The sequence below is a fragment of the Sphingomonas vulcanisoli genome, assembly GCF_011761305.1.
In the GTDB taxonomy this organism is placed as follows: Bacteria; Pseudomonadota; Alphaproteobacteria; order Sphingomonadales; family Sphingomonadaceae; genus Sphingomonas_I; species Sphingomonas_I vulcanisoli.
In genome coordinates, this window is the sequence record NZ_JAAOZC010000004.1 from 123,592 (window position 1) to 145,277 (window position 21,686).

21 protein-coding genes and 1 tRNA gene are annotated in these 21,686 nt (G+C 65.7%); 11 read left to right on the plus strand and 11 right to left on the minus strand.

The genetic code is table 11. The features are described 5' to 3' along the window. Positions 1-51 precede the first annotated feature (51 nt). Both FHS31_RS09365 and FHS31_RS09370 read left to right on the plus strand, forming a co-directional pair. Positions 52-450 (plus strand): DUF559 domain-containing protein, encoded by a 399-nt coding sequence (locus tag FHS31_RS09365; RefSeq protein ID WP_167073125.1) that lies wholly within the window; start codon positions 52-54, stop codon positions 448-450. Further along, positions 447-1,559: an ATP phosphoribosyltransferase regulatory subunit gene (locus tag FHS31_RS09370; protein ID WP_167073126.1), complete on the plus strand. Its 1,113-nt coding sequence runs from the start codon at positions 447-449 to the stop codon at positions 1,557-1,559. The genes FHS31_RS09365 and FHS31_RS09370 overlap by 4 nt, the downstream gene beginning before the upstream one ends. Positions 1,560-1,654: 95 nt before the next feature. On the opposite strand, the gene FHS31_RS09375 is transcribed toward FHS31_RS09370, so the two are convergent. Together FHS31_RS09375 and FHS31_RS09380 are read right to left on the minus strand one after the other, a co-directional pair. Further along, positions 1,655-3,949 (minus strand): ribonuclease R family protein, encoded by a 2,295-nt coding sequence (locus FHS31_RS09375; protein WP_167073127.1) that lies wholly within the window; start codon positions 3,947-3,949, stop codon positions 1,655-1,657. A 3-nt stretch (positions 3,950-3,952) separates the two neighbouring features. Then, positions 3,953-4,165, minus strand: a complete 213-nt coding sequence (locus FHS31_RS09380; RefSeq protein WP_167073128.1) for a hypothetical protein — start codon at positions 4,163-4,165, stop codon at positions 3,953-3,955. A 417-nt stretch (positions 4,166-4,582) separates the two neighbouring features. Here FHS31_RS09380 and FHS31_RS09385 point away from each other — a divergent pair, with 417 nt between their 5' ends. From FHS31_RS09385 to FHS31_RS09395, 3 genes are read left to right on the plus strand one after another with little or no spacing between them, the layout of a single operon-like run. Further along, a complete protein-coding gene (locus FHS31_RS09385) occupies positions 4,583-6,310 on the plus strand; it encodes a chloride channel protein (protein ID WP_167073341.1) in 1,728 nt (575 codons plus the stop codon). Then, entirely contained in the window at positions 6,310-7,392 is a 1,083-nt protein-coding gene (locus FHS31_RS09390) for a S1C family serine protease (RefSeq protein WP_167073129.1), read from the plus strand. The genes FHS31_RS09385 and FHS31_RS09390 overlap by 1 nt, the downstream gene beginning before the upstream one ends. After that, positions 7,389-8,246, plus strand: coding sequence for an ion channel (locus tag FHS31_RS09395; RefSeq protein WP_167073130.1), 858 nt, complete (start codon positions 7,389-7,391; stop codon positions 8,244-8,246). The genes FHS31_RS09390 and FHS31_RS09395 overlap by 4 nt, the downstream gene beginning before the upstream one ends. Before the next feature lie 135 nt (positions 8,247-8,381). Here FHS31_RS09395 and bla read toward each other — a convergent pair whose 3' ends face one another. Genes bla through FHS31_RS09410 form a run of 3 tightly spaced genes read right to left on the minus strand, consistent with a single transcriptional unit; the run spans position 8,382 to position 10,194 of the window. Then, positions 8,382-9,365: a class A beta-lactamase gene (gene bla, locus FHS31_RS09400; protein ID WP_167073131.1), complete on the minus strand. Its 984-nt coding sequence runs from the start codon at positions 9,363-9,365 to the stop codon at positions 8,382-8,384. After that, the gene (gene gspI / locus FHS31_RS09405) at positions 9,362-9,730 is read right to left on the minus strand and encodes a type II secretion system minor pseudopilin GspI (protein ID WP_243843382.1); all 369 of its coding nucleotides are present in this window, start codon (positions 9,728-9,730) and stop codon (positions 9,362-9,364) included. The genes bla and gspI overlap by 4 nt, the downstream gene beginning before the upstream one ends. Beyond that, a complete protein-coding gene (locus tag FHS31_RS09410; RefSeq protein ID WP_167073132.1) occupies positions 9,727-10,194 on the minus strand; it encodes a prepilin-type N-terminal cleavage/methylation domain-containing protein in 468 nt (155 codons plus the stop codon). Before FHS31_RS09410 ends, gspI begins: the two co-directional genes overlap by 4 nt. Positions 10,195-10,288: 94 nt before the next feature. On the opposite strand from FHS31_RS09410, the gene FHS31_RS09415 reads away from it, so the two are divergent. Together FHS31_RS09415 and FHS31_RS09420 are read left to right on the plus strand one after the other, a co-directional pair. Then, complete coding sequence (locus FHS31_RS09415) at positions 10,289-10,813, plus strand: prepilin-type N-terminal cleavage/methylation domain-containing protein (protein WP_167073133.1); 525 nt, start codon at positions 10,289-10,291, stop codon at positions 10,811-10,813. Beyond that, a complete protein-coding gene (locus FHS31_RS09420; protein ID WP_167073134.1) occupies positions 10,810-11,688 on the plus strand; it encodes a type II secretion system protein GspK in 879 nt (292 codons plus the stop codon). Before FHS31_RS09415 ends, FHS31_RS09420 begins: the two co-directional genes overlap by 4 nt. A gap of 154 nt (positions 11,689-11,842) precedes the next feature. Here FHS31_RS09420 and FHS31_RS09425 read toward each other — a convergent pair. Both FHS31_RS09425 and FHS31_RS09430 read right to left on the minus strand, forming a co-directional pair. Further along, positions 11,843-11,918 (minus strand) — tRNA-Ile (locus FHS31_RS09425). Further along, on the minus strand, positions 11,909-13,354 hold the full coding sequence (locus tag FHS31_RS09430; protein ID WP_167073135.1) for a histidine kinase: 1,446 nt from the start codon (positions 13,352-13,354) through the stop codon (positions 11,909-11,911). The genes FHS31_RS09425 and FHS31_RS09430 overlap by 10 nt, the downstream gene beginning before the upstream one ends. A gap of 116 nt (positions 13,355-13,470) precedes the next feature. Here FHS31_RS09430 and FHS31_RS09435 point away from each other — a divergent pair, with 116 nt between their 5' ends. Continuing rightward, on the plus strand, positions 13,471-13,944 hold the full coding sequence (locus tag FHS31_RS09435; RefSeq protein ID WP_167073136.1) for an Lrp/AsnC family transcriptional regulator: 474 nt from the start codon (positions 13,471-13,473) through the stop codon (positions 13,942-13,944). Between the two features lie 139 nt (positions 13,945-14,083). On the opposite strand, the gene FHS31_RS09440 is transcribed toward FHS31_RS09435, so the two are convergent. Further along, positions 14,084-15,346, minus strand: a complete 1,263-nt coding sequence (locus tag FHS31_RS09440; RefSeq protein ID WP_167073137.1) for a hypothetical protein — start codon at positions 15,344-15,346, stop codon at positions 14,084-14,086. A 126-nt stretch (positions 15,347-15,472) separates the two neighbouring features. Here FHS31_RS09440 and yaaA point away from each other — a divergent pair, with 126 nt between their 5' ends. Further along, positions 15,473-16,231 (plus strand): peroxide stress protein YaaA, encoded by a 759-nt coding sequence (gene yaaA, locus FHS31_RS09445; RefSeq protein WP_167073138.1) that lies wholly within the window; start codon positions 15,473-15,475, stop codon positions 16,229-16,231. Between the two features lie 73 nt (positions 16,232-16,304). Here the strand turns inward: yaaA and FHS31_RS09450 are convergent, their stop codons facing one another. Then, positions 16,305-16,565 carry a GCG_CRPN prefix-to-repeats domain-containing protein gene (locus FHS31_RS09450; RefSeq protein ID WP_167073139.1) on the minus strand — a complete coding sequence of 87 codons (261 nt, stop codon included), beginning with the start codon at positions 16,563-16,565 and terminating at the stop codon, positions 16,305-16,307. A gap of 365 nt (positions 16,566-16,930) precedes the next feature. Here FHS31_RS09450 and gyrA point away from each other — a divergent pair, with 365 nt between their 5' ends. Then, entirely contained in the window at positions 16,931-19,744 is a 2,814-nt protein-coding gene (gyrA, locus tag FHS31_RS09455) for a DNA gyrase subunit A (RefSeq protein WP_167073140.1), read from the plus strand. A gap of 195 nt (positions 19,745-19,939) precedes the next feature. Then, on the plus strand, positions 19,940-20,284 hold the full coding sequence (locus tag FHS31_RS09460; protein ID WP_167073141.1) for a DUF952 domain-containing protein: 345 nt from the start codon (positions 19,940-19,942) through the stop codon (positions 20,282-20,284). Between the two features lie 121 nt (positions 20,285-20,405). Here FHS31_RS09460 and FHS31_RS09465 read toward each other — a convergent pair whose 3' ends face one another. Beyond that, positions 20,406-20,837 carry a DUF488 domain-containing protein gene (locus FHS31_RS09465; RefSeq protein WP_167073142.1) on the minus strand — a complete coding sequence of 144 codons (432 nt, stop codon included), beginning with the start codon at positions 20,835-20,837 and terminating at the stop codon, positions 20,406-20,408. 63 nt (positions 20,838-20,900) lie between these two features. Continuing rightward, positions 20,901-21,683 (minus strand): SPFH domain-containing protein, encoded by a 783-nt coding sequence (locus FHS31_RS09470; protein WP_167073143.1) that lies wholly within the window; start codon positions 21,681-21,683, stop codon positions 20,901-20,903. Positions 21,684-21,686: the final 3 nt, after the last annotated feature.

Sequence of the window (21,686 nt, forward strand, 5' to 3'; positions counted from 1 at the left end):
GGCGTAACAGGCTCCCTCTCCCCTTTGGGGAGAGGGTTGGGGAGAGGGGCAGTGCCAAAGATAGACGAAGCACTAAAGGCACGCTCCCGCACGCTCCGCACCAACCAAACGCCCATAGAAGGGCACCTCTGGGCCGCCCTCCGCGCTCATCGCTTCAACGGCATGAAATTCGCCCGCCAAGTCGTTGTCGAGCCTTACATTCTCGACTTCGCCGCACGCTCCGCCAAGCTCGAGATCGAGATCGACGGGGATACACATGGCGCACGAACCGAGTATGACGCGCGCCGAACAAGCTTTCTCGAACAACAGGGCTATCGTGTGATCCGGTTCACCAATTCAGAGGTGATGGGGAATTTGGAGGGGGCGCTGACCGCTATCGGCGTGGCGCTCGCCGATCGGACTCCCCCTCTCCCCACCCCCTCTCCCCGATGGGGAGAGGGGCTTAGATGACCATCACTCCCGGCCTCCTCCCCGAAGGGTTGCGCGATCGGCTGCCGCCGCAGGCGGAGGCCGCGTCCCGGCTGATGCACCGCGTGATCGTGGCGATCGGGCGGCATGGATATGCGCGCGTGTCGCCGCCGCTGGCCGAGTTCGAGGAGGAATTGCTCGGGCGGCTCAAATCGTCACGCGCGCAGGATCTGTTGCGGGTGGTTGATCCGGTCTCGCAGCGGACGCTGGCGCTGCGCCCCGATCTTACCGCGCAGGTCGGGCGGATCGCGGCGACGCGGATGGCACACGCCCCCCGTCCGCTCCGTCTTGCTTACGGCGGGCAGGTGGTGAAGCTGCGCGCGACCCAGCTCCGTCCCGAGCGCGAGCTGGCACAGGCAGGCGCGGAACTGATCGGCAGCGATACGGTGGCGGCGGTGACCGAGGTGCTGCGCGTCGCGTTGGACGCGCTCAAGGCCGCAGGCGTGACCGACATCACGATTGATCTCACCCTGCCCGATCTGATCGAGACGTTGAGCGCCGGACCCCTGCCGCTATCGCCCAGCAAGACGCGGGAAGTGCGGGCATTGCTGGATGCCAAGGACGCGGGCGGCCTCGCGGCGGCGGGTGCGAGTGATTATCTTCCCCTGCTCGAAGCCTGCGGGCCGATCGAGACTGCTTTGCCGAAACTCCGCGCGCTGCCCGCCATGGCAGCGCTGGAAAGCCGTATCGCGGGTGTCGAGGCGATCGCCAGGGCCATCGGCGGCACGGTGACGCTGACGCTCGATCCCACCGAGCGGCACGGCTTCGAATATCAGACCTGGATCGGTTTCTCGCTGTTCGGCCACGGGCTGGCGGGCGAGATCGGGCGCGGCGGCGCTTACACTTTGATCCACAATGATGAGGCGGAGGAACCCGCGGTGGGTTTCTCGCTGTTCCTCGATCCGCTGGTGGATATCGGTTTGGGTGTCGAGGAAGCGCGGCGCGTTTTCCTACCGGTCGGGCATGATCCCGAAGCGGCAGCGGCGCTGCGGCGCGAGGGCTGGACGACGGTGGCGGCGCTGGAGGCCGATGAGGCCCCTAATAGCTGCACCCACGTGCTTGAGGGCGGGGAGCCGCTGCCCCTGCCCTGACCGTCATGCCGGGCTTGTCCCGGCATCCACCCATCCTCAAGCTCCGGAGTTTGTGGTGGGGTGGACCCCGGAACACGTCCGGGGTGACGAAAACATCAGCGATGCCGGATATTGGCCGGACGCCCGCGCCGTCCGGTCGGGCGCCGATCCTTGCGCGGGCCGCCGCGCGATGGCCGCATCGGCGCGCGTTCCGCGCCATCGGGCAACGCGAAGCGCAACGCGCCGCCGATCGGGTCGGCTTCGACCAGCCGCAACGGTAGACGCTGGCCCGGGAAGAAACGCTCACCGCTCTGCTCGCCGATCAGGGATTGCGAGGCTTCGTCGTAGCGGAAATATTCGTCGCCCAATGTCGAGGCGGGAACGAGGCCGTCGCCGCCCAGCCCTTCCACTGTCGCGAAGAAGCCGAACGCGCGGACGCCGGTGATCCGCGTCTCCAACACCTCGCCGACCTTTTCGGACAGGAACGCCGCAACATAGCGATCGATCGTCTCGCGCTCCGCCGCCATCGCGCGCCGCTCGGCGGCCGAGATCAACTCACCGACCATCGAGAGATCGGCGGCATCGGCGGGCGCGAGCCGCGTCTGCTGGACCGCGGGGGCAAGATCATAAGCACCAACCAGCGCGCGATGCACCAAAAGGTCCGAATAGCGGCGGATCGGCGAGGTGAAGTGGGCGTAGCTGCCGAGCGACAGGCCGAAGTGGCCGTGGTTGGCCGGCGCGTAATAGGCCTGAGTCTGGGTTCGCAGCACCTGCTCCATGATCTGCGGGCGCGAGTCATGGTCGTCTAGCTTCGCGAGGATGCGGTTGAAGGTCGCGGGCTTCACGACCTGGCCCAGCGCGAAGGCGATATCGAAGGTGGCGAGATACTCCTTGAGCGCGACGAGCTTCTCGCGGCTCGGCGGCTCGTGGACGCGGTACATCACCTGCGCCTTCTTCGCCTCCAGCGCCTTCGCGGCGGCGACGTTGGCGGCGATCATATAATCCTCGATCAGCCGCATCGAATCGAGCCGTTCGCGCGGGGCGACCGAGAGGATACGGCCTTTCTCATCGAGCACCACGCGCCGTTCGGGCAGATCGAGATCGAGCGGCTCGCGCGCGGCGCGGGCCTTGGCGAGCACGGCCCAGCAGGCCCAAAGGGGTTTGAGTGCGGTTTCCAGCAGATCGGGGGCCACGTCCCTCGACTTCGCTCGGGACGAACGGCTCTCTCCTCCGTTCGTGTCGAGCGAAGTCGAGACACGCTCGCCGTCAACAAGCGCCTGTGCATCCTCATAAGCGATATTCGCCGCGACGCGGATGACGGCGCGGGTGAATTTCCACGCCTTGAGCGCGCCGTTCTTCGCGATCGTCAGATGGCAGGCAAGCGCGGCGCGGTCCTTGCTCTCTTTCAAGGAGCAGATATCCGCCGAAAGCGTCTCGGGCAGCATCGGCACGACGCGATCGGGGAAATAGACGCTGTTGCCGCGCTTCCTCGCCTGCTTGTCCAGCGCGCTGTCGGGGCGGACGTAATAAGCGACATCGGCAATCGCGACGATCGCCTTGAAGCCGCCGGCATTGCCCGGATCCTCATCCGCCGCCGCCCACACCGCATCGTCATGGTCACGCGCATCGACGGGATCGATCGCGACGATCGGCAGGTGGCGGAGATCCTCACGGCCTTCGCCCAGCGGCTCCTTCGCCATCCTTTCGGCCTCGGCGATCACCTCTTCGGGGAAGCGATCGGGAATGTTGTGCTTATGGATTGCGATCAGGCTGAAGCTCTTGGCCTCGAACGGCTTGCCAAGCTTCTCGGTGACGCGCGCAGTAATCCGCGGCGGCCGCCCGGTCTTCTCCGCCATGACGAGATCGCCCGGCCCCGCATCGCCCGCATCGGAGACCAGCAGCTCGCGCCGTTCGTTCTTCTCGACGGGCTTGAGCCACAGCCGATCGCCCTCAAGCCGCAAAACGCCGAGCACCAGTTCCTCGCCGCGCGCCAGCCGCTTCATCGGATGCGCGACCCAGCCGTTCCCGGCCTCCTCGGTCCGCGCCAGCATGCGATCGCCGATGCCGAATGCCGTGCCCCTGCGCCCACGATCGATCACGCGGAGCTTGGGCGGCGCAGCATCGCCGTGCCAGCTTTCGGGCACCGCGATCACCGTCGCGCCCTCGATCTCGACCACGCGCAGCACCGTCACCTTGGGAATGCCGCCCATCTTGTGGAAGGCGCGGCCGGGGGCGCTATCGATCAGCCCTTCATCGGCCATGTCCTTGAGCAGCGCCTTGAGCGTGATCTTCTCCTGCCCATGCAGCCCGAAAGCGCGTGCGATCTCGCGCTTGCCGGCGGGTGTGGCGCTCGATGCGATGAAATCGAGGATTTGCTGGCGCGAAGGGAGGCCGTGCGGGCGTTGCGCCATACCTTAGGAAAGGCCCGGGAAATCAGGGCGTCGGCGCAGGCCTTCTAATTGCTCATTATCCACCTCGCCGAGATGCCCGGAGACGAGCAGATACTCCGGCCGGTCGCCTATTTCCTCCCGGGTGGCGATCAGCACCAGTTCGGCGAGCGTGCCGCGATGCTCGGTGCCGTCGCCGGTGAGAATGCAGGGTTCGTCCCAATCGGGGGTAGGGATCATGATCTCTCCTTGGTGCTGCACCATCCTATGCGCGGAAACGTACGCTGCCGGAAGGGGTCGCTTCGATCCTCCCCTGCAAGGGGAGGTGGCATCGCGCAGCGATGACGGAGGGGTGTCACCCTTTTGGATAGCGGGATACCCCTCCACCATCCTTCGGATGGTCCCCCTCCGCTTGCAGGGGAGGATTTTAGTGCAGTTCCGATGCGCAGAAACTTCCGTTAGAGACTTTGGGGGATGGATTTGACGACCCCGCCCGAAGCCGACGCGCCGCGCGACGCCCGCCCCGAAGAGGGGCCGGCGGTCGAAAGCGCCGCGGACGCGCGCCGCCATTTCGCGCGCGAGATGGCGGACGGTTTCCTTGCGCCCTTCGGCGGATCGGCGCGCGCGATGCAGGTGGCGAGCCAGAGCGCGCACTGGATGGCGCCGGCGGTGGTTCGCCTGCGCCGCACCGTTCGCACCAGCGAAGCCGCGCTGATCCTGGTCGCGCTGATGATCGGCATCGCGGCAGGCATCGGCACTTTGCTCCAGAGCGGCATCGCGCATGGCCTGCAGGTATGGATTTACAATATCGATAGTGATGCGCGGCTGAGCGCGCAGGATCATGTCGCGCCGTTGCGCTTGCTTGCTTTGCCGATCGGCGGCGCGGTGCTCGCGGGTTTCGGGCTGATGCTCCGCCGCCGCAAGCGGCCCCCGATCGACGTGGTCGAGGCCAATGCGCTCAACGGCGGCGTCATTCCGATCCGCGACAGTCTGCAGGTTTCCGCCCAGACCCTGCTGTCCAACGGTGCAGGCGCATCGGTGGGGCTGGAGGCGGCCTATGCGCAGATCGGCGGCGGCATCGCCTCTGTGGCGGGGCAATGGCTCCGGCTGCGGCGCGCGGACTTGCGCATCCTGGTCGGCGCGGGCGCGGGCGCCGCGGTGGGTGCGGCGTTCGGGGCGCCGCTGACCGGCGCATTCTATGCGTTCGAGATCGTGATCGGCGCCTATACGCCCGCCGCCATCGCACCCGTGTTGACCGCATCGCTGGCCGCTTCGGTAATCGTCCGTAGCTCAGGCGCGCACGCCTATCTGATCGCGCTGCCCAGCGCCTCGGCGATCCTGACCTGGGATTATCTCCTCTACGCATCGTTGGGCCTGTTCTGCGCTTTGCTCGGTATCGCCTTGATGCGCCTGGTGACTTTGCTGGAGATCGGTGTCCGACGCTCGCCGATCCCGGACATCTATCGGCCGATCGCCGGCGGCCTGCTGCTGATCCCGCTGGCCTGGGCGAGCCCGCAGACGCTCTCGGCGGGGCACGGCGCGCTCCACCTCGATCTCACCACGCAGATCGGGCTTGTGCTGCTGATCCAGATCTTCCTGTTGAAGGCGCTCGCCTCCGCCGTCTCGCTGGGTTTCGGTTTCCGTGGCGGCCTGTTCTTCGCCTCGCTGTTTCTGGGATCGCTGGTCGGCCAGATCTTCTCCGGCGTGATCGCGCTGATCCCCGGCGCCAACCCCGTCGATCCCAGCGATGCGGCGGTGATCGGCATGGCGGCGATGGCGGTTTCGGTGGTCGGCGGGCCAATGACCATGTCGATGCTGGTGCTGGAAACGACGCACGATTTCGCGCTGACCGGCACCGCGATCGCCGCCACGCTCTGCGCCAGCACTTTGGTGCGCGAGACGTTCGGCTATTCCTTCTCCACCTGGCGGCTGCACACGCGCGGCGAGACGGTGCGCAGCGCGCGCGACATCGGCTGGATCAAGAATTTGACTGCGGGCAATCTGATGCAGGGCAATGCGCCGACGATCGCGGCCACCGCGACGATCGCCGAATTCCGCCGCCGCTTTCCTCTGGGCGCGGCGCGCAAGGTGATCCTGACCGGAACGGAGGGCGGCTATGCCGGGCTTGCCGCCACGATCGCGGCTTATGGCGAAGACGTGCAGCCGGAAGCCCCGCTCTCTTCGATCGCCGTGCTCACCGATCGCGCGCTGGCGCCCGAGCATGACGCGGTGACGATCATGCGCATTTTCGAGGAGGAGGAAGCCGACGATCTCGCCGTGGTCGCGCCCGATCGCACCATTCTTGGCCTCGTCTCCGAAACCTTCGTCCGCAAGCGCTATACCGAGGAGATCGAAAAATCCCAGCGCGCGCTGTTCGGGGAATGATGGACGAGACGCATACCTCTTTCCCCCGCCTGCTCGGCACCGCCCTGCTTATCCTGCTCCTTGTGGGCATCGGCGCGGTCATCGGCGCGACCTTGTGGCCGCGCGTTGTCACGGTCGAGCAGCGCGTGACCGCGCCGATCCGCCGCGATATCGGCGCGCAGGGCTTTGCTGAGCGGCTGCCCGATCTGGTCGAGGCGACCTGCCCCGCGATCGTCCAAGTCAACGGCCTGCTCCCGACCCCTTCCGTAGCGAATCTGCCTAAGGGGCACAAAGCGAAGCGCGCGATGCCTCCTCCCCCGCCGATCACCAACGGCTTTTTCGTCAGCGACGATGGGTATGTGCTGGCGATGGCACCGGGGGCGCATCCGCAAGGGCCGATCAGCGTGCAGATGCCCGACGGCAGCAATGCCGAAGCCGAGCTTCGCGCGTCCGATCCCGCGACCGGGCTCGTCCTGCTAAAGGTCGATGGCAAGGGCCTGACTACACTCGATTTTTCCGACGAAGATTTCCCGCGCATCGGCGCATCGGGCCTGATCCCCTTCGTCGCGCCCGGCCAACGCTGCGCGATCCAGACGGGAATCGTCGCGGCGGACTATCTCGTCGATCATGCCCATAACGCCGGCACGATCCGCGCCACGCCCGCGCTCGATCCCGTTCTCGTCGGCGCGCCTCTGATCGACAGCGACGGCGATGTCTTCGGCATCGCCATGCCGGCGGACGGCAAGCGCGGCACGCCCTATCTGCCCGGCAATGTCGCCGCGCGCGTGGTCAGCCAGATGCTGCGCTCGGGCTCGCCGACGCGCGCGTTGGGCATCGTGCCTGACGACCTCACGCCCGTCCTCGCGCGCCGGCTCGCTACTGATCGCCAGCGCGGCGCGGTGATCAGCTGGGTGGTTCCGGGCTCGGCCGCCGACAAGGCCGGGCTGCACGCCGCCGACATCGTCCTGGCAGTCAACGGCGCACCGATCTCCGGCGCATCCGAGCTCTCGCGCACACTTGACGGCGCCCGTGGCACAATCCCGTTGACGATCCTCCGTGATGGACAGCAGATCGCGATGACGCTGAGCGGACCGGACCAATGAGCCCGCGCAAGCGCCGTCGCACCATCGATCTCGGCACGATCCGCGCGGTGAAAATCGGTACGCCGCCGCCGATCAGCGATATCTATTATGCGACGATGGAGATGAGCTGGCCGACGTTCATCGCTCTCGTCAGCCTCGTTTTCGTCGGCATCAACCTGCTGTTCGGGCTGCTCTATGCGGCGCTGCCCGGCGCGTTGATTAACGCGCAGCCCGGATCGGTCGCCGATGGTTTTTTCTTCTCGGTGGAGACGTTGGGCACCGTCGGCTACGGCAATATGGCGCCGGCCACGCACCTCGGCCACCTGATCGCCGCCGCCGAAATCCTGCTCGGCCTGTTCTTTTCGGCGACGATCACCGGGCTGATCTTCGCGCGCTTCGCGCGGCCGCGCACCAGTTTCGAATTTGCCAATGTCGCAGTGGTGGGCAGGCGCGAGAACCAGCGGCTGCTGATGATCCGCCTGGCCTCGACCCGGCTCCGCGCGATCGCCGATTGCACCGCGCAGCTCTCCTGGGTGCGCAAGATAACGCTGAACGATGGCCGCAGCTTTCGTCAGCTTGTCGATCTGCCGCTGGTCCAGTCGCATCACCCCCAGCTCGTCTTCAACTGGACGCTGGTCCACGAGATCGACGAGGCCTCCGATATGTATCAGGCCCTGCTGGCGGGCGGCGAGTTTCGCCTGACCGCGACGATCAGCGGCATCGATACCCTGCTTGCCAGCCAGGCGATTGGCGGCACCAGCTACCGGCGCAAGGATATCCTGATCGATCATGAATTTGACGACATGATCGACGACAGCCGCGAAACCTTCGAATTCGATCTCACCAAGCTTCACGGTGTCCACCCGCGCTCGTAAGTCCTCCCCTTGAAGGGGAGGTGGCGCGCGCAGCGCGTCGGAGGGGTATCGCGTATCGATGGGGTGACACCCCTCCGTCAGCCCTATGGGCTGCCACCTCCCCTTGCAGGGGAGGATCGATGGTCGGCGGGAGTATCAATGCCCCTCGCTCATCCCGAAATCGATGGGGAGCGTGCCGAAGCCATCGTAGAGCATCCGCCCGAGCTGGGCGATGTTGCGATCGCGCGGCCCGTGGCCGCCGCTGCCTTGCTCGAACACCGCGACGGCAAGCTCATGGCCGTTGGGCAGCGAGATGATGCCGACATCGTTGGAGACGCCGTCCAGCGTGCCCGTCTTGTGTGCGATCAGCGCATCGCCGGGCAGCATCGCCTTGAGCCGATGCGCACCGGTCCGGCAGCGTGCCATCACATCGAACAGATAGGCGGTATGCTGGCTATCGAGCAGATCGCCGCTGCGCAGCTTGGCAAGAAGGGTCGCCATCGCCTCAGGCGTCGAACTGTCGCGGACGTCGCCCACCGGCGCGGATTTGGGCACGGTGACGGTGATCCAATGCTTGTGCCGCTTCCGGCCGACCTCAACGCGCGTCTTGACCTCGCGCGCGCTCAGCAAATCCGCGATCGAGCGATCGACACGCTGGCCGGTAACGCCCGCCTGATGCAGCCATTCGCCCACCGCGACGGTGCCGCCAACCGCGCCAAGCAGGATGTCCGCCGCGCTATTGTCGCTGCGCGTGAGCATCAGATCGATCAGATCGGCGCCGCTGGCCGTGCGGCCGAAGCCCCTCATATTGCCGATCCGCGAGGCCTTGCGCCGCTCGTCCGCCGCCATGCTGTAGACCCGGTCGAGGCTCTGGCGGCCAAGTTGAACCTGATGGAGGAAGGCGGCGGCGATCGCCACCTTGACCGTACTCGCCATCGGAAAGCGGTCAGCGCCGTTGACCGAAACCATCTCGCCATTGGTGAGGTCGATCGCAGCGATGCCGACCCGCGCCGGGGCCGAATGGGCCAGCGCGGCGAGGCGGGGTTGCAGCGTCGACGAAATCTGATTGGGCGCGGCAGGCTGCGCGGACAAGGGCGCAGCGGCTAGAAGCGCCGCACCGGAGAACAGCCATATCCTCATCGGCTCACCGTCCCCGCATCGAGAAAACCGCGCAAACTCGCCATCCTGGCCCCCTTCGCATCGGACACGGAAACCATCACCTGACGCACGTCCGGATCGTCGCTCGCGCCGATCTCCTGCCCGACGTGCCACGCCTCGCCTAACATCGGCTCAATGGGATGAAGGTCGATCGCCTTCTCACCCAGCTGCAGTTCGGCAAGGCGGTTTTCCGCCACCCATTGCGCGCCCGCGCGCCGCTCCAGCCCGCGCGCGGCATCGATCGAGCCTTCCAGCGCGCGGATCAGCCCGGCGCTGGCGATGGCAAGGATGGCGAGCGCGACCAAAGCCTCGATCAGCGTGAACCCCTGCTCGCCCGGCCGCATCATGACGCCACGCTCGTAGCGGTGGCGCTGAGCCCGTCGAAATGCACCGCGACCGTGCCGAGTATAAGATCGATCGCACCGCCGGTGCCATCGGGCGCGATCGGCAATGTGCCCGCCGCGGGTTGCGTGGTCAGCTTGAGCCCGTTCGGCAGATCGTGCCGTGCCAGCTCGTCGACCTTATCGGGCCGCCACTTGCCCGCCTTGGCGTCCCAATCGACGAAGCCATAGCCTTTCTCGTCCCAGGCGAAGGCCGTCGGCCTTTCGTCGATCCGCACATCGTCCGCCGCCAGCCGCAGCCGTGCCGCGAGCCGCCGCCCTTCCGCGTTTGCCGATCGACCGCGATCGCCACCGCCGATCGCCAGCACGCTCAGCCCCGCGACGACGCCGATGATCGCCAGCACGATCAGCATCTCCACCAATGTCAGCCCCTGTTCGCCCCTGCCCCAGGGCTTTGGAAGTGCTTCCATATCCGCACTATATCCCGCATCATGCCGCTGTCATCGGACCGGCCCATCGGGTCGGCGCGCTTCTGATTCACTTCGGCGCGAAGGCGGAGAATAAGTGGAACCGATCGACGCCAGAGAGGCCGGCTTCACGCTGATCGAGATGATGGTGGCGCTGGCCTTGCTCGCGCTGATCAGCATCGCGGGCGCGGCGCTGGTGAACAGCGTGATCGGCGCGCGGGCGCGGGTCGAGCAGCGGCTTGATCGCCTCGCCGATCTCCAGCGCGCGACGACGTTGATCGATGCCGATATCCGCCAGATCGCGCCCGCGCCGATCCTGCTGCAGGGCAATCGGCTGAGCTTCGGACGCCATGCGGGCACCGGCGCCGCCGGCGATCAGCTCGTCAGCTATGCGATGGAGGGACAGGTGCTGACCCGCACCGTCAACGGCGTCCGCCAGCCGATCCTGCCCGATGTCACCGCCTTGCACTGGAGCTTCTTCGTCCGCCCGATCGGCTGGCGCGCCAGCTGGCCCGCCGATCCCCGCCAGCCCGATGCCTGGCCCGCCGCGATCGGGGCGGACATCGCGCTCAAGCCGAACGGCACGCTTCGCCGCATCATTGTCCTGCCGGCGCACCCGTGAAGCTTATCCCCGAACACGAACAAGGCCTCGCGCTGATCAACGTGCTGCTGATGGTGGCGCTGGCGAGCGGGCTGATCGCCGCGATCCTGATCGCCGAAAACGCAGGCATCGCACGCTCCACCCGCCTCCACGAGGCGGCAAGCGCCGACGCCGTGCTGCAGGGTGCCGAGCTTTCCGCCATCGCCGCGCTTCGCCGCGATATGGTCCAGCACCCCGACAGCGACGATCAGACCGAGGCCTGGGCGCGGATTTCGGACACGGATCGCAAGATCGCGGGTGGCCGCTTCACGCTGCTGGTGGCAGACGCGCAGGCGAAGCTCAATCTCAATGCGCTCGCCAAGAACGACGGACCCTCGCTGATCCTGCTGCCCGCGATCGTTCAGGCGCTCAAACTGCCACCTGACACCACGATCAAGATGCTCGCGCTGTTCAAGGCGGTCGGCCCGATTTCCAGCATCGCGCAGCTCGGCCTTGCCGGCATCGACCCTGCCACGATCGCCAAGCTGGCAGCGCTCTGCACGGTGCTGCCGCCCGACATGAACCGCATCAACGTCAACGATGCCGATGAGGCGATGCTCTCGGTGCTGCTTGGCGATCCGATCCTCGGCAGGCTCCTCGCCAATCGCCGCGCGCGGCTGGGATTGCTGACCGAGGGCGATTTCATCGCCGCCCGATCGCGCGTACCCGCGGCGGCCGGCTTCAAATCCGATTTTTATTGGGCGCGCGGCCGCGTCACGATCGGCGGCACCACCCGCGAGCAGATCAGCCTGCTCCGCCGCGATATGGCCGATAATCAGCCCCGCGTCGTGGCGATCAGCCGCTGGCTGGGCGGTGCCGCGCCGCTCGACGCGCCGCCGCTCAAGCCTACCAGTTGACGAGTTCGTAAAGCCAGGCGCGCCCGCGCGGGATGGTCATCAGCACGAGCACGACCGGCAGACCAACGATGAGAAACAGATAGTTCAGCGTTTGGCGCATACCGCCAAGACGTCGCCAAAAAGCCAGGTCCACATCGGACGAGGAAAAGTATTTTGGTGGGCCCGGCAGGACTCGAACCCGCAACCTAGCCGTTATGAGCGGCCAGCTCTAACCGTTGAGCTACAGGCCCACGGGCGCGGCAATAACCGCACCGCCTCTTGCCTGTCCAGATCGCGCCGGCAAGGAAAGGATCAGACGATCGTCGGCGATGCTGAGCGTACCGCCCACCTGATCGGCGAGCTTCTCGACCAGCCGCAAGGCGAAGCCCAACGCGAGCATCGCCGCATCCTGGCTATCCGGATCGCGGAGCTGATCGGCGCCGCGCCCGACGAGCCTGCCGGGCCGCGTGATCGTCAGCGTCAGGCGGCGGCGCTGTTCCCGATCGCGCGCCAGCCGGGCGACGATCCGCTCGCGCTTGCGCCCCAGCGGCACCACCGAGGTGACGAGCCGCGTCACCATCCGCTCCAGTTCCTCGGGCTCGACATCGGCAGGCGGCAGATCGCGCGGGATACGGAAATCGAGCACCAACCCGCGCGCCTCGGCGAGCGGCCCCAAGGCACCGTGCAGCCGCTCCAACATCGATCCGAGATCGAGCGGCGCGTCATGCGCGCGGATCGCCATGTCCTCGAAGCGGCCGATCGCATCGGCCAACGCCTGGCCCTGCTCGGCGACTTCACGCGCGATCGTAATGGCATCGCCGCCCGGAAGCTCGGCCTCGCCCAGTGCCGTCAGCGGATCGCGCAGCCGATGCACGGCGCGCAGAAAATCGTCGCTTTCCGAGCCGACCACGGCTGTGGACGGCGTAGTCGGTGCCGCGACCTCATCGGCGCGCGGCAGACGCGCCACACCGCGGTATCCCAACAGAAGCCCCGCCTTATCGATGATCGGCGAGGCGGCGACCCGCCAGACACCCGCGCACGGTCCCTCCGCGATTTCGAGCCTGGCGTCGGCCATCGCCATCTTGGCGCGCCACGCTCCGATCGCCTGGCCGTCGACGCCTTGCGGTTCGGCGCCAAGCCTCGGCCCCAGCGCCGTGCCATCGGCATCGAAGAAGGCGCCCTCGGCATCGATCGAAAAGGCAAAGCTCTCCAACGCTGGCGCCGCTTCGGACCGCTCCTGCTGAAACGCCTCGATCCGCGCGAGGAGATCGACGATTTGAGTTGCAGCGGGAGGCGCCAGCGCCTGCGCAATTCCCGCCGGCAGATCGTGGCGCGCGGCAAGGATCGCGCGGGCGCGGGAGTCAAGTCGCGGCAAGAGCGCGCCCCACTCGCCCTCATGCAACTGCGCCGCCGCCAGCAAGGGCCGGGCGATATCCGCTTCCTCAGCGAAAAACGCCAACAGAGCGCCGGAAACGCCGGCTTGCGCGGCCCGCACCGCGCTCGCGCGCCGCTGTTCGGAGGAGATGTCCTTGCGGAGAATCTGTGCACGCTCGACCGCCTGCGCCATCACAGCGGCATCGCCGCCCTGCGCGATCAGATCGATCAACTGGGTCCAGGCGCGGCCACGCGCCGCCGCATTGTCGGCGTCCCAACCGAGCACTGTCTCGATGCGATCGTCGTAGCGCAACCCGCGTCCCCCGTGCCGCCCAGAGCCGAAAACTACGCGGGTCCATCCGCCGATGCAATCGCATCAAATGCTGCGCGACGTTGCGGAGACACGAAATATTATTATACGTGGCCCGCATGGCACAGGCGCCCCTCGACAGCATCGATCGCAAGATTCTTGCGATCCTGCAACGCGATGGCCGCATCACCAACGTCGATCTCGCCGCCGAAGTCGGGCTTACCGCGCCGCCCTGCCTGCGCCGCGTCCGCACGCTGGAAGAGCGCGGCTTCATCAAAAGCTATCACGCCCGGCTGAACGGCGCGCAGCTCGATTACGGCATCACCATCTTCGCGATGGTCAGCCTCAAAAGCCAGGCCGAGGATGCGCTGCGGGCGTTCGAGGCGCACGTCTCGGCGCTGCCCGAAGTGCGCGAATGCCATATGCTCAATGGCGAGATCGATTTCGTGCTCAAGATCGTCGCACACGATCTGCAGAGCTTTCAGGCCTTCCTGACCTCGAAACTGACGCCCGCCCCCAACGTCGCCAGCGTCAAGACCAGCCTCACCATCCGCACCTGCAAGGATGAGATGGGCGTACCGATCGAAGCTTAGTCATCCTCCCCGGCACGGGGAGGTGGCAGGCTGAAGGCCTGACGGAGGGGGTCTCTACCGGGCGCAGCGCGCGTTGAGAGCCCCCTCCACCATGCTTCGCATGCCCCCCCCTCCCCGTGCCGGGAGGATTTTTCAGCCTTTACCCCTGGCTGGGGTGATCGATCAGGATCGCCCAGAGATCAGCGAGATCCTTGCGCTGGCCGGTGACCTTGGCGAAGGCCGCCTTCGCGCCCGCAGCATCGCCGGACTTGTACAGCGCAATGCCGATCCGCGTGTTGACAACGTTGGCGTCGACGCCGCCCTTCTGCAGCGCGACATTGTAGAGATCGAGCGCCTTCGCATACTCGCCATAACCGAGATAGGCGTCCGCGGTCGAAAGCGCGGCCTTGCCCGTCGCCGCGGCGCGCGCGCTCTTGTCGCTGGCTGCGAGCGAGGCCTTGTCGGCCGGCATCTTGGTGGTCGCGATCTGGTTGATTTCGCTGGCGTTGCGGTTGGTGGCGAAATTGACGAGGCCCTTCTTCACGCCCGCATCCAGCACGGCCTTCGCCTCGCCGGGGAACCTCAGATAGACCAACTCGGCATATTCCAGATATTCGTTTGCATTGTGCAAGCCGCCCGAGGCCAGCAACAGGCGGTTGGCGTCGATCTTGTAATCATTATCGCCGACTGCACCTTCCATGAAGAAGATCATCGCGTCGTGCCAAACGTCGCCCTTCGGCACGGCAACGACCCACTTCTTGATCAGGCCGCTCGCCTGCTGACGAACGGCGGCATAGTCCGGTGAACTGCTCTTCACCTGATAGGCGATGTTGAAGCCCTGGCCGTACCACTCGTTGGGCACGGGCTTGCCCGCGGCGTTGGCCTTATCGATCGCCTCGTTGAGGAATTGCAGCGCCTTCAACGGCTGCGACCGCATCGTTTCGAACAGCACGGGAACGACGTTCTGATCGGTCGAGCCAAGGTTGAACGCCTGCATCATCGCCTGATTGGCTTTGGCATAATCCTTGGCGTTATAGGCCAGCGTGCCCTGGTTCGCATAAAGCGCGGGCAGGATGGACGGGGCGGCCTTGTTGCTGGCGATCATCAGATCGATGCCGTGCAGGATCATCGCGTTATCGTTCACGCCCTGGCCGGTTTGCAGGTAGAACTGGCCGACAAACAGCTTGTCGTCGTCGGTCGCGATCAGCGGCTCGACCGCAGCGAGCTTGGCCTTGGCCGTTTCATAATCCTTCTTCCCTAGCGCGGTCTGGATCTCGACCGCGAGCGGCAGCACCTTGGCCGAAGGCTTGGGGGCGGCCGCCGCTTCGGGCTCCTTCTTCGCCAACGCGGGCGATCCCGCCATCGCGCCCAGCGCCAGCGCGCAGGCCAGAGCGATCGTGGAAACCGTCTTCATCGCCTTCATCTCCTACTCCTTCGAATGGCGCGACGCGCGCGACCATATGCGGCGTTCCCGATAGTGGAGCGAAAAGGCGCGGGCAAGGCGCCGGTTCCGCTTCCGCGACGCGACGCGCGTTGCTAACGGCAGGCGATGATCGCGCTCGTCAGCCCCGCCAAGACCCTCGACTATAAAAGTCCTCTGCCCGGCGATCCGGTCACCGCGCCGCGTTTCGCCGCCGAAGCGGAGGTGCTGGCGGCGGCGGCGGCGAAGCTTTCCAAGAAGAAGCTCGGCAAGCTGATGCACATCTCGGACAAACTTGCGGCGCTGAACGTCGATCGTTTCCGGGGATTCGCCGAGGGCGAAGAACGCTCGGCGATCCGCGCCTTCGCCGGCGATGTCTATCTGGGCTTCGAGGCCAAAACGCTGGAGGCGCCCGCGCTGGCTTTCGCGCAGGATCATCTCCGCATCCTCTCCGGCCTCTATGGCGTGCTGCGCCCGTTCGACAGCATGCGGCCCTACCGGCTGGAGATGGGCACCGCCTGGGCGCCAGGGCGCAAGAAGAACCTGTATGGCTGGTGGGGCGATCGCGTCAGCAAAGCGCTGGGCGAGGAGCTGGAGGCGTCAGGATCGAACACCATCCTCAATCTCGCCAGCAAGGAATATTGGCATGTCGTCGAACAGGCACCACCCAAGGGCACACGCATCGTATCGATCGATTTCCGGGAGGCCGGCCCTGACGGTCCGCGCTTCGTCAGCTTCAACGCCAAGCGCGCCCGCGGCATGATGGCGCGCTGGATGTGCGAGCATCACATCACGGATATCGAAGCGATGAAGGGCTTCGACAGCGATGGCTATCGATACAATGCGGAAGGCTCGACCGATGATGCGTGGCAATTCATCCGGGCCTGACCAATCATAGCGAAGGGCGGAGGCTCCGTTCGGAACCTCCGCCCTCACGATCACCTGGGATCAAGCTGACGGCTTAGCGATAGCGCCAGCCGTCGTGCCAGCGCTCACGATGCTGCCAGTAGCGGTGGCCATCCCAATAGCCACGGTTCGGACCATCGTACCAAGTTCCCACGACAAGGCCGGGTCCACCGACAACCACTGGGCCGCGATTGGAGCGGCAGTGGCCATAATAACCGCGATGCGCACCGGGGCCGCAGCCATCAGCGGCGAAAGCGGAAGTTGTGGCGGTCAAAGCAATACCCGCGCCGAGCGCGGCAAGCATGAACTTCTTCATGACGAACTCTCCTCATACTCAACCGTCGCCCGCGAGCGGCGGAACTGGACTTCGCCCCGCAAGGTCACGGGCTTCCATCAGTCACCACAAAATTCGCATATCGGCCGTGAGTTCCAACTGAACACGTTGTTGTTTTAGCGAAAGCTTTGCGGCGACTTCATGCGCGCGACTAAGGTCTTAAAATGTCGCAGTTTACAGTCATCGGCCTCCGAAAGGTTGCAATCGCGCAACCAACTGCGTCTGGGAAATTCCTCGCGCGCGTATACGTACGCGTACGCGTACGCGCGGGCTGGTCAGACGGTGCCGGAATGACTAGATGAGGGAAGCCGGGTGCGCCCGCGCCACCATCTGACAGGAAAACCGATTTGGCCACCGTACCGCCGCCCACCGAAGGCAGCGACATTTCTCCGATCAACATCGTCGATGAAATGAAGTCGAGCTACCTCGATTACGCGATGAGCGTGATCGTGGCGCGCGCGCTCCCCGATGTCCGCGACGGTCTCAAGCCCGTCCACCGCCGCATTCTCTACGCCAGCCAGGAAGGCGGGTTCGTCCCCGGCCGGCCGTACCGCAAGTCCGCCAAGATCGTCGGTGACGTCATGGGCAACTATCACCCGCATGGCGATAGCTCGATCTACATGGCGCTGGCCCGCATGGCGCAGGATTGGGCGATGCGCGTGATGCTCGTCGATGGCCAGGGCAATTTCGGATCGATGGACCCCGATCTGCCCGCTTCGATGCGCTACACCGAAGCGCGCCTGTCCAAACCGGCGATGGCGCTGTTGGAAGATATCGACAAGGACACGGTCGATTTCGGCCCGAATTATGATGGTTCGCGCACCGAGCCGCTGGTGCTCCCCGCCCGCTTTCCCAATCTGCTGGTCAATGGTGCGGGCGGCATTGCGGTCGGCATGGCGACCAACATTCCGCCGCATAACCTGGGCGAGGTGCTCGCGGCCTGCCGCGCCTATATCCAGAAAGAAGTGCTGGGTGGTGAGCTGATCACCAACGAAGAGCTGATCGAGATCGTCCCCGGCCCCGATTTCCCGACCGGCGGCCTGATCCTCGGCCGCGGCGGCGCGCGCAACGCCTATACGCTCGGCCGCGGATCGATCATGATGCGCTCGCGCCATGTCGTCGAGACCGGACGCAACGATCGCCAGTCGATCGTCCTCACCGAGATCCCCTATCAGGTCGGCAAGTCGGGCCTGGTCGAGGGGATCGCCGAGGCCGCCAAGGACAAGCGTATCGAGGGCGTCTCGGATATCCGCGACGAGAGCAACCGACACGGCGTCCGCATCGTCATCGAACTCAAGCGCGATGCCACGCCCGAAGTCGTGCTGAACCAGCTCTGGCGACACACGCAGGCGCAATCCTCCTTCCCCGCCAACATGCTGGCGCTTCGCGGCGGCCGCCCCGAAGTTCTGACACTCCGCGACATCATCGAAGCGTTCGTCCGCTTCCGCGAAGAGGTCATCACCCGCCGTTCGAAGTTCGAGTTGCTCAAGGCACGCGATCGGGCGCACGTCTTGCTCGGCCTCGTGCTGGCGGTCTCGAACCTCGATGAGGTGGTGAAAATCATCCGCGGATCTAAGGGTCCGCCCGAGGCTCGCGCGCGGCTGCTCGAACGCGAATGGCCGATCGCGGAGATCGCGCCCTATATCAAACTGGTCGAGGCGTTCGATGGTGCCAGTGATGGCGACACCTATCGGATGAGCGATGCGCAGGTCCGCGCGATCCTCGCACTCCGCCTATCGAGCCTCACCGCGCTCGGTCGCGACGAGATCGGCGGCGAGCTCGAGACGCTGGCCGCCTCGATCACCGAACTGCTCGAAATCCTCGCCAACCGCGCGCGGCTCTACGAGGTGATGGGCGAGGAGCTGGACGCGATCGACGCGGCTTTCTCCACGCCGCGCCGTACTGAAATCACCGCCGGCGGCGACGATATCGACGACGAGGATCTGATCGAGCGGCAGGACATGGTCGTCACCGTCACGCTCGGCGGCTACATCAAGCGCACCCCACTCGATACCTTCCGCACCCAGGCGCGCGGCGGCAAGGGCCGCTCGGGCATGGCGACCAAGGATGAGGATGCGGTCACCAAATTGTTCGTGACGAGCACGCATACACCGGTGCTGTTCTTCTCCACCGCGGGCAAAGTCTATCGCATGAAGGTGTGGAAGCTGCCCGAGGGCGCCCCGCAGGCGCGCGGCCGGCCAATGGTCAACCTGCTGCCGCTGGCGGCGGGCGAGACAATCTCCACCGTGCTGCCGCTGCCGGAGAATGAGGAGCAGTGGAAGGATCTCCACATCCTGTTCGCGACTGCCAAGGGCCTCGTCCGTCGCAACAGCATGGATCAGTTCACCCGCGTGCCCACCGCCGGCAAGATCGCGATGCGCTTCTCCGAAAGCGACGAGGATGACGCCGAGAACACCACCGATCGCCTGATCGGCGTGACCTTGCTGACCGAAGAGGACGACGTCCTGCTCGCCACGCGCAACGGCAAAGCGATCCGCTTCGCCGCGACCGACGTCCGCGAATTCCAGAGCCGCACCTCGGCGGGCGTGCGCGGTGCGCGGCTGCTCGGCGACGACGAGGTGATCTCGCTCTCGATCCTGCGCGGCACGCCATGGGACAAGGATAGCGAGACCAAGGAGAAATATCTCAAGGCCGCCCCGTGGAAGGAAGGCGAACGCGAGAGCGATCTCGATCCCGCGCTGGTCGAGCAGATGGCGGCAGCCGAGGAATTCGTGATGACCGTCTGCGCCAATGGCTATGGCAAGCGCAGCTCGGCCTATGAATATCGCCGCACCAACCGCGGTGGCCAGGGCATCACCAATATCGATAATCTCGGCCGCAACGGCCCCGTCGTCGCCAGCTTCCCCGCGCATAATGGCGAGCAATTGATGCTCGTCACCGATCAGGCCAAGCTGATCCGCATGTCGGTCGGCGACACCCGCGTGATCGGCCGCGGCTCCTCGGGCGTGCGCCTGTTCGACGTCGGCAAGGACGAACATGTCGTCTCGGCGGCGCGGATCGAGGAGAGCGAGGACGAGGCAGAGGGTGATGTCCGCAGTGAGATCGAGGCGGTTTCGCCGGAGGTGGATCCACAGGTGGAGGGCGATACGGGCGAGGATCTGTCCGATGGCGGTGAGGCTGAAGGGCCCACGCCCGAATAGCGTATTGAAGCCCTCTCCCGCCTTCGGGCCCCACAAAAGTATTACTTTTGTGGGAACCCTTCCGCGGGAGAGGGGTGGGTGAGGGTCTTCTTCTCCGTCGCGCCTACGGCCAAGAAGAAGACCCTCACCTCCCATCGCCTGCGGCGACAGGCCCCTCCTCTCCCGCGAAGGCGGGAGAGGGATTATGGAGCATCTATGGAACCCGTAGCCTACAAAGTCCTCACCGCACCTCAAATGGCGGAGCTGGAATCGCACGGCCGCTTCGCCGGCGCGCCGATCGACCTGAGCGACGGCTACATCCACCTCTCCACCGCCGCCCAGCTCGCCGAAACCATCGCCAAGCATTTTGCCGGCCAAAGCGATCTCCACATCGCCTCGGTCGATCTTGAGACGCTGGGGAACGCGATCAGATGGGAGGAATCGCGCGGCGGCCAGCTCTTCCCGCACCTCTACGGCGAAATGACGCTGGAAACAGTGCTCGCCTACGGCCCATTGGAACATGAGCCCGACGGATCAATCATGCTGCCGGTAGCGGGATAAGCCGATCCTCCCCTGAAAGGGGAGGTGGCAGGCAAAGCCTGACGGAGGGGTATTACCCTCTCGATAGCGAAACACCCCTCCACCATGCTACGCATGGTCCCCCTCCCCTTGCAGGGGAGGATCAAGGAAACAGGTCCACCACCTCCGCATCCGGCGCCACCGCCCTCAGCAGCAAGGTCCGATGGCAGCCCCCAGGCTCCCGCTCGAAACATAGCAAGGCACTCGGCTTCTCCGCCGCCAGACCGATCATCTGCGCCGCCTGCGCGATCGCCTCGGGCAGTTCGAGCTGCCCCGCATAGACCCTCTCCAGCACATCATGCTTGCCCTTGCGCGCCGCCTCCCGCCCCTCCGCGGGCGTGCCCAGCGCCTTGAGGTTGACATATTCGATCCCAGCATCGCGCAGCCCGTTGGCGAGGATATTCTTGGAAAAGCCCGGCCGCCGCGAAAGGGGCACCGCGCGCACATCGATCAGCCGCGCGACACCCGCGGATTTGAGCGCATCAATAACTTCAGGTTGCGTGGCTTTCTCATAGCCGATGGTGAAGATTTTCATTGTTTGCAGATGGATAGGAGGATCAACGCCTTCAAGGCCTCCCACCACCGGCAGGTCCTGATCCTATTTCTCGGCGATCCGCTTCGCCGCCTCGATAAGCTCCACCGGCATCATCGCAATGATCGTGCTGTTATGCTCCACGCCGATCTCGGTGAGCGTCTGTAGGCGCCGCATCTCGAGCGCGCCCGGTGTGCCGCCGATCGTCGCCGCCGCATCCGCCAGCGTCTGCGCCGCCTCCTTCTCGCCCTCGGCCTTAATGATCCGCGCGCGCTTTTCGCGCACCGCTTCGGCTTCGCGGCCGATCGCGCGCTGCATCTGTTCGGGGATGTCGAGATCCTTCATCTCGATCGAATCGACCACCACGCCCCAATGATCGCAGGCGCGCGCCAGCATATCCTGCAGGCGCTGGTTGATCAGGATGCGATCCTTGAGCAGTTGATCGAGATCGCTCTGGCCGATCGCGTCGCGCATCGCCGTCTCGGCCGCCTGGATCACGGCATTGCCCCAATCCTGCACCGTGGTGGTGACGAGCATCGCATCCTTGGCGCGGAACCACAGCACGGCATTGACCTTCACCGGCACGCCATCCCGCGTCACCGTCTCTTGTGTATCCAGCACGCGCGTCACCGTACGCAGATCAACCTTCACGACGCGATCGACGAACGGAATCAGCCAGAACCATCCCGGGCCCTTCGATTCGCCCAGCCGCCCGAGGCGGAACAGCACCGCGCGCTCATATTCCTGGTTCATGCCGAAGCTCTTCAGGCCGGCGATAAACGCTGCCCCCAGCACGAAGAAGGCGGGAACGCCGACAATCGGCAGGGCATGGATCACGGCGGGCAGCATTGC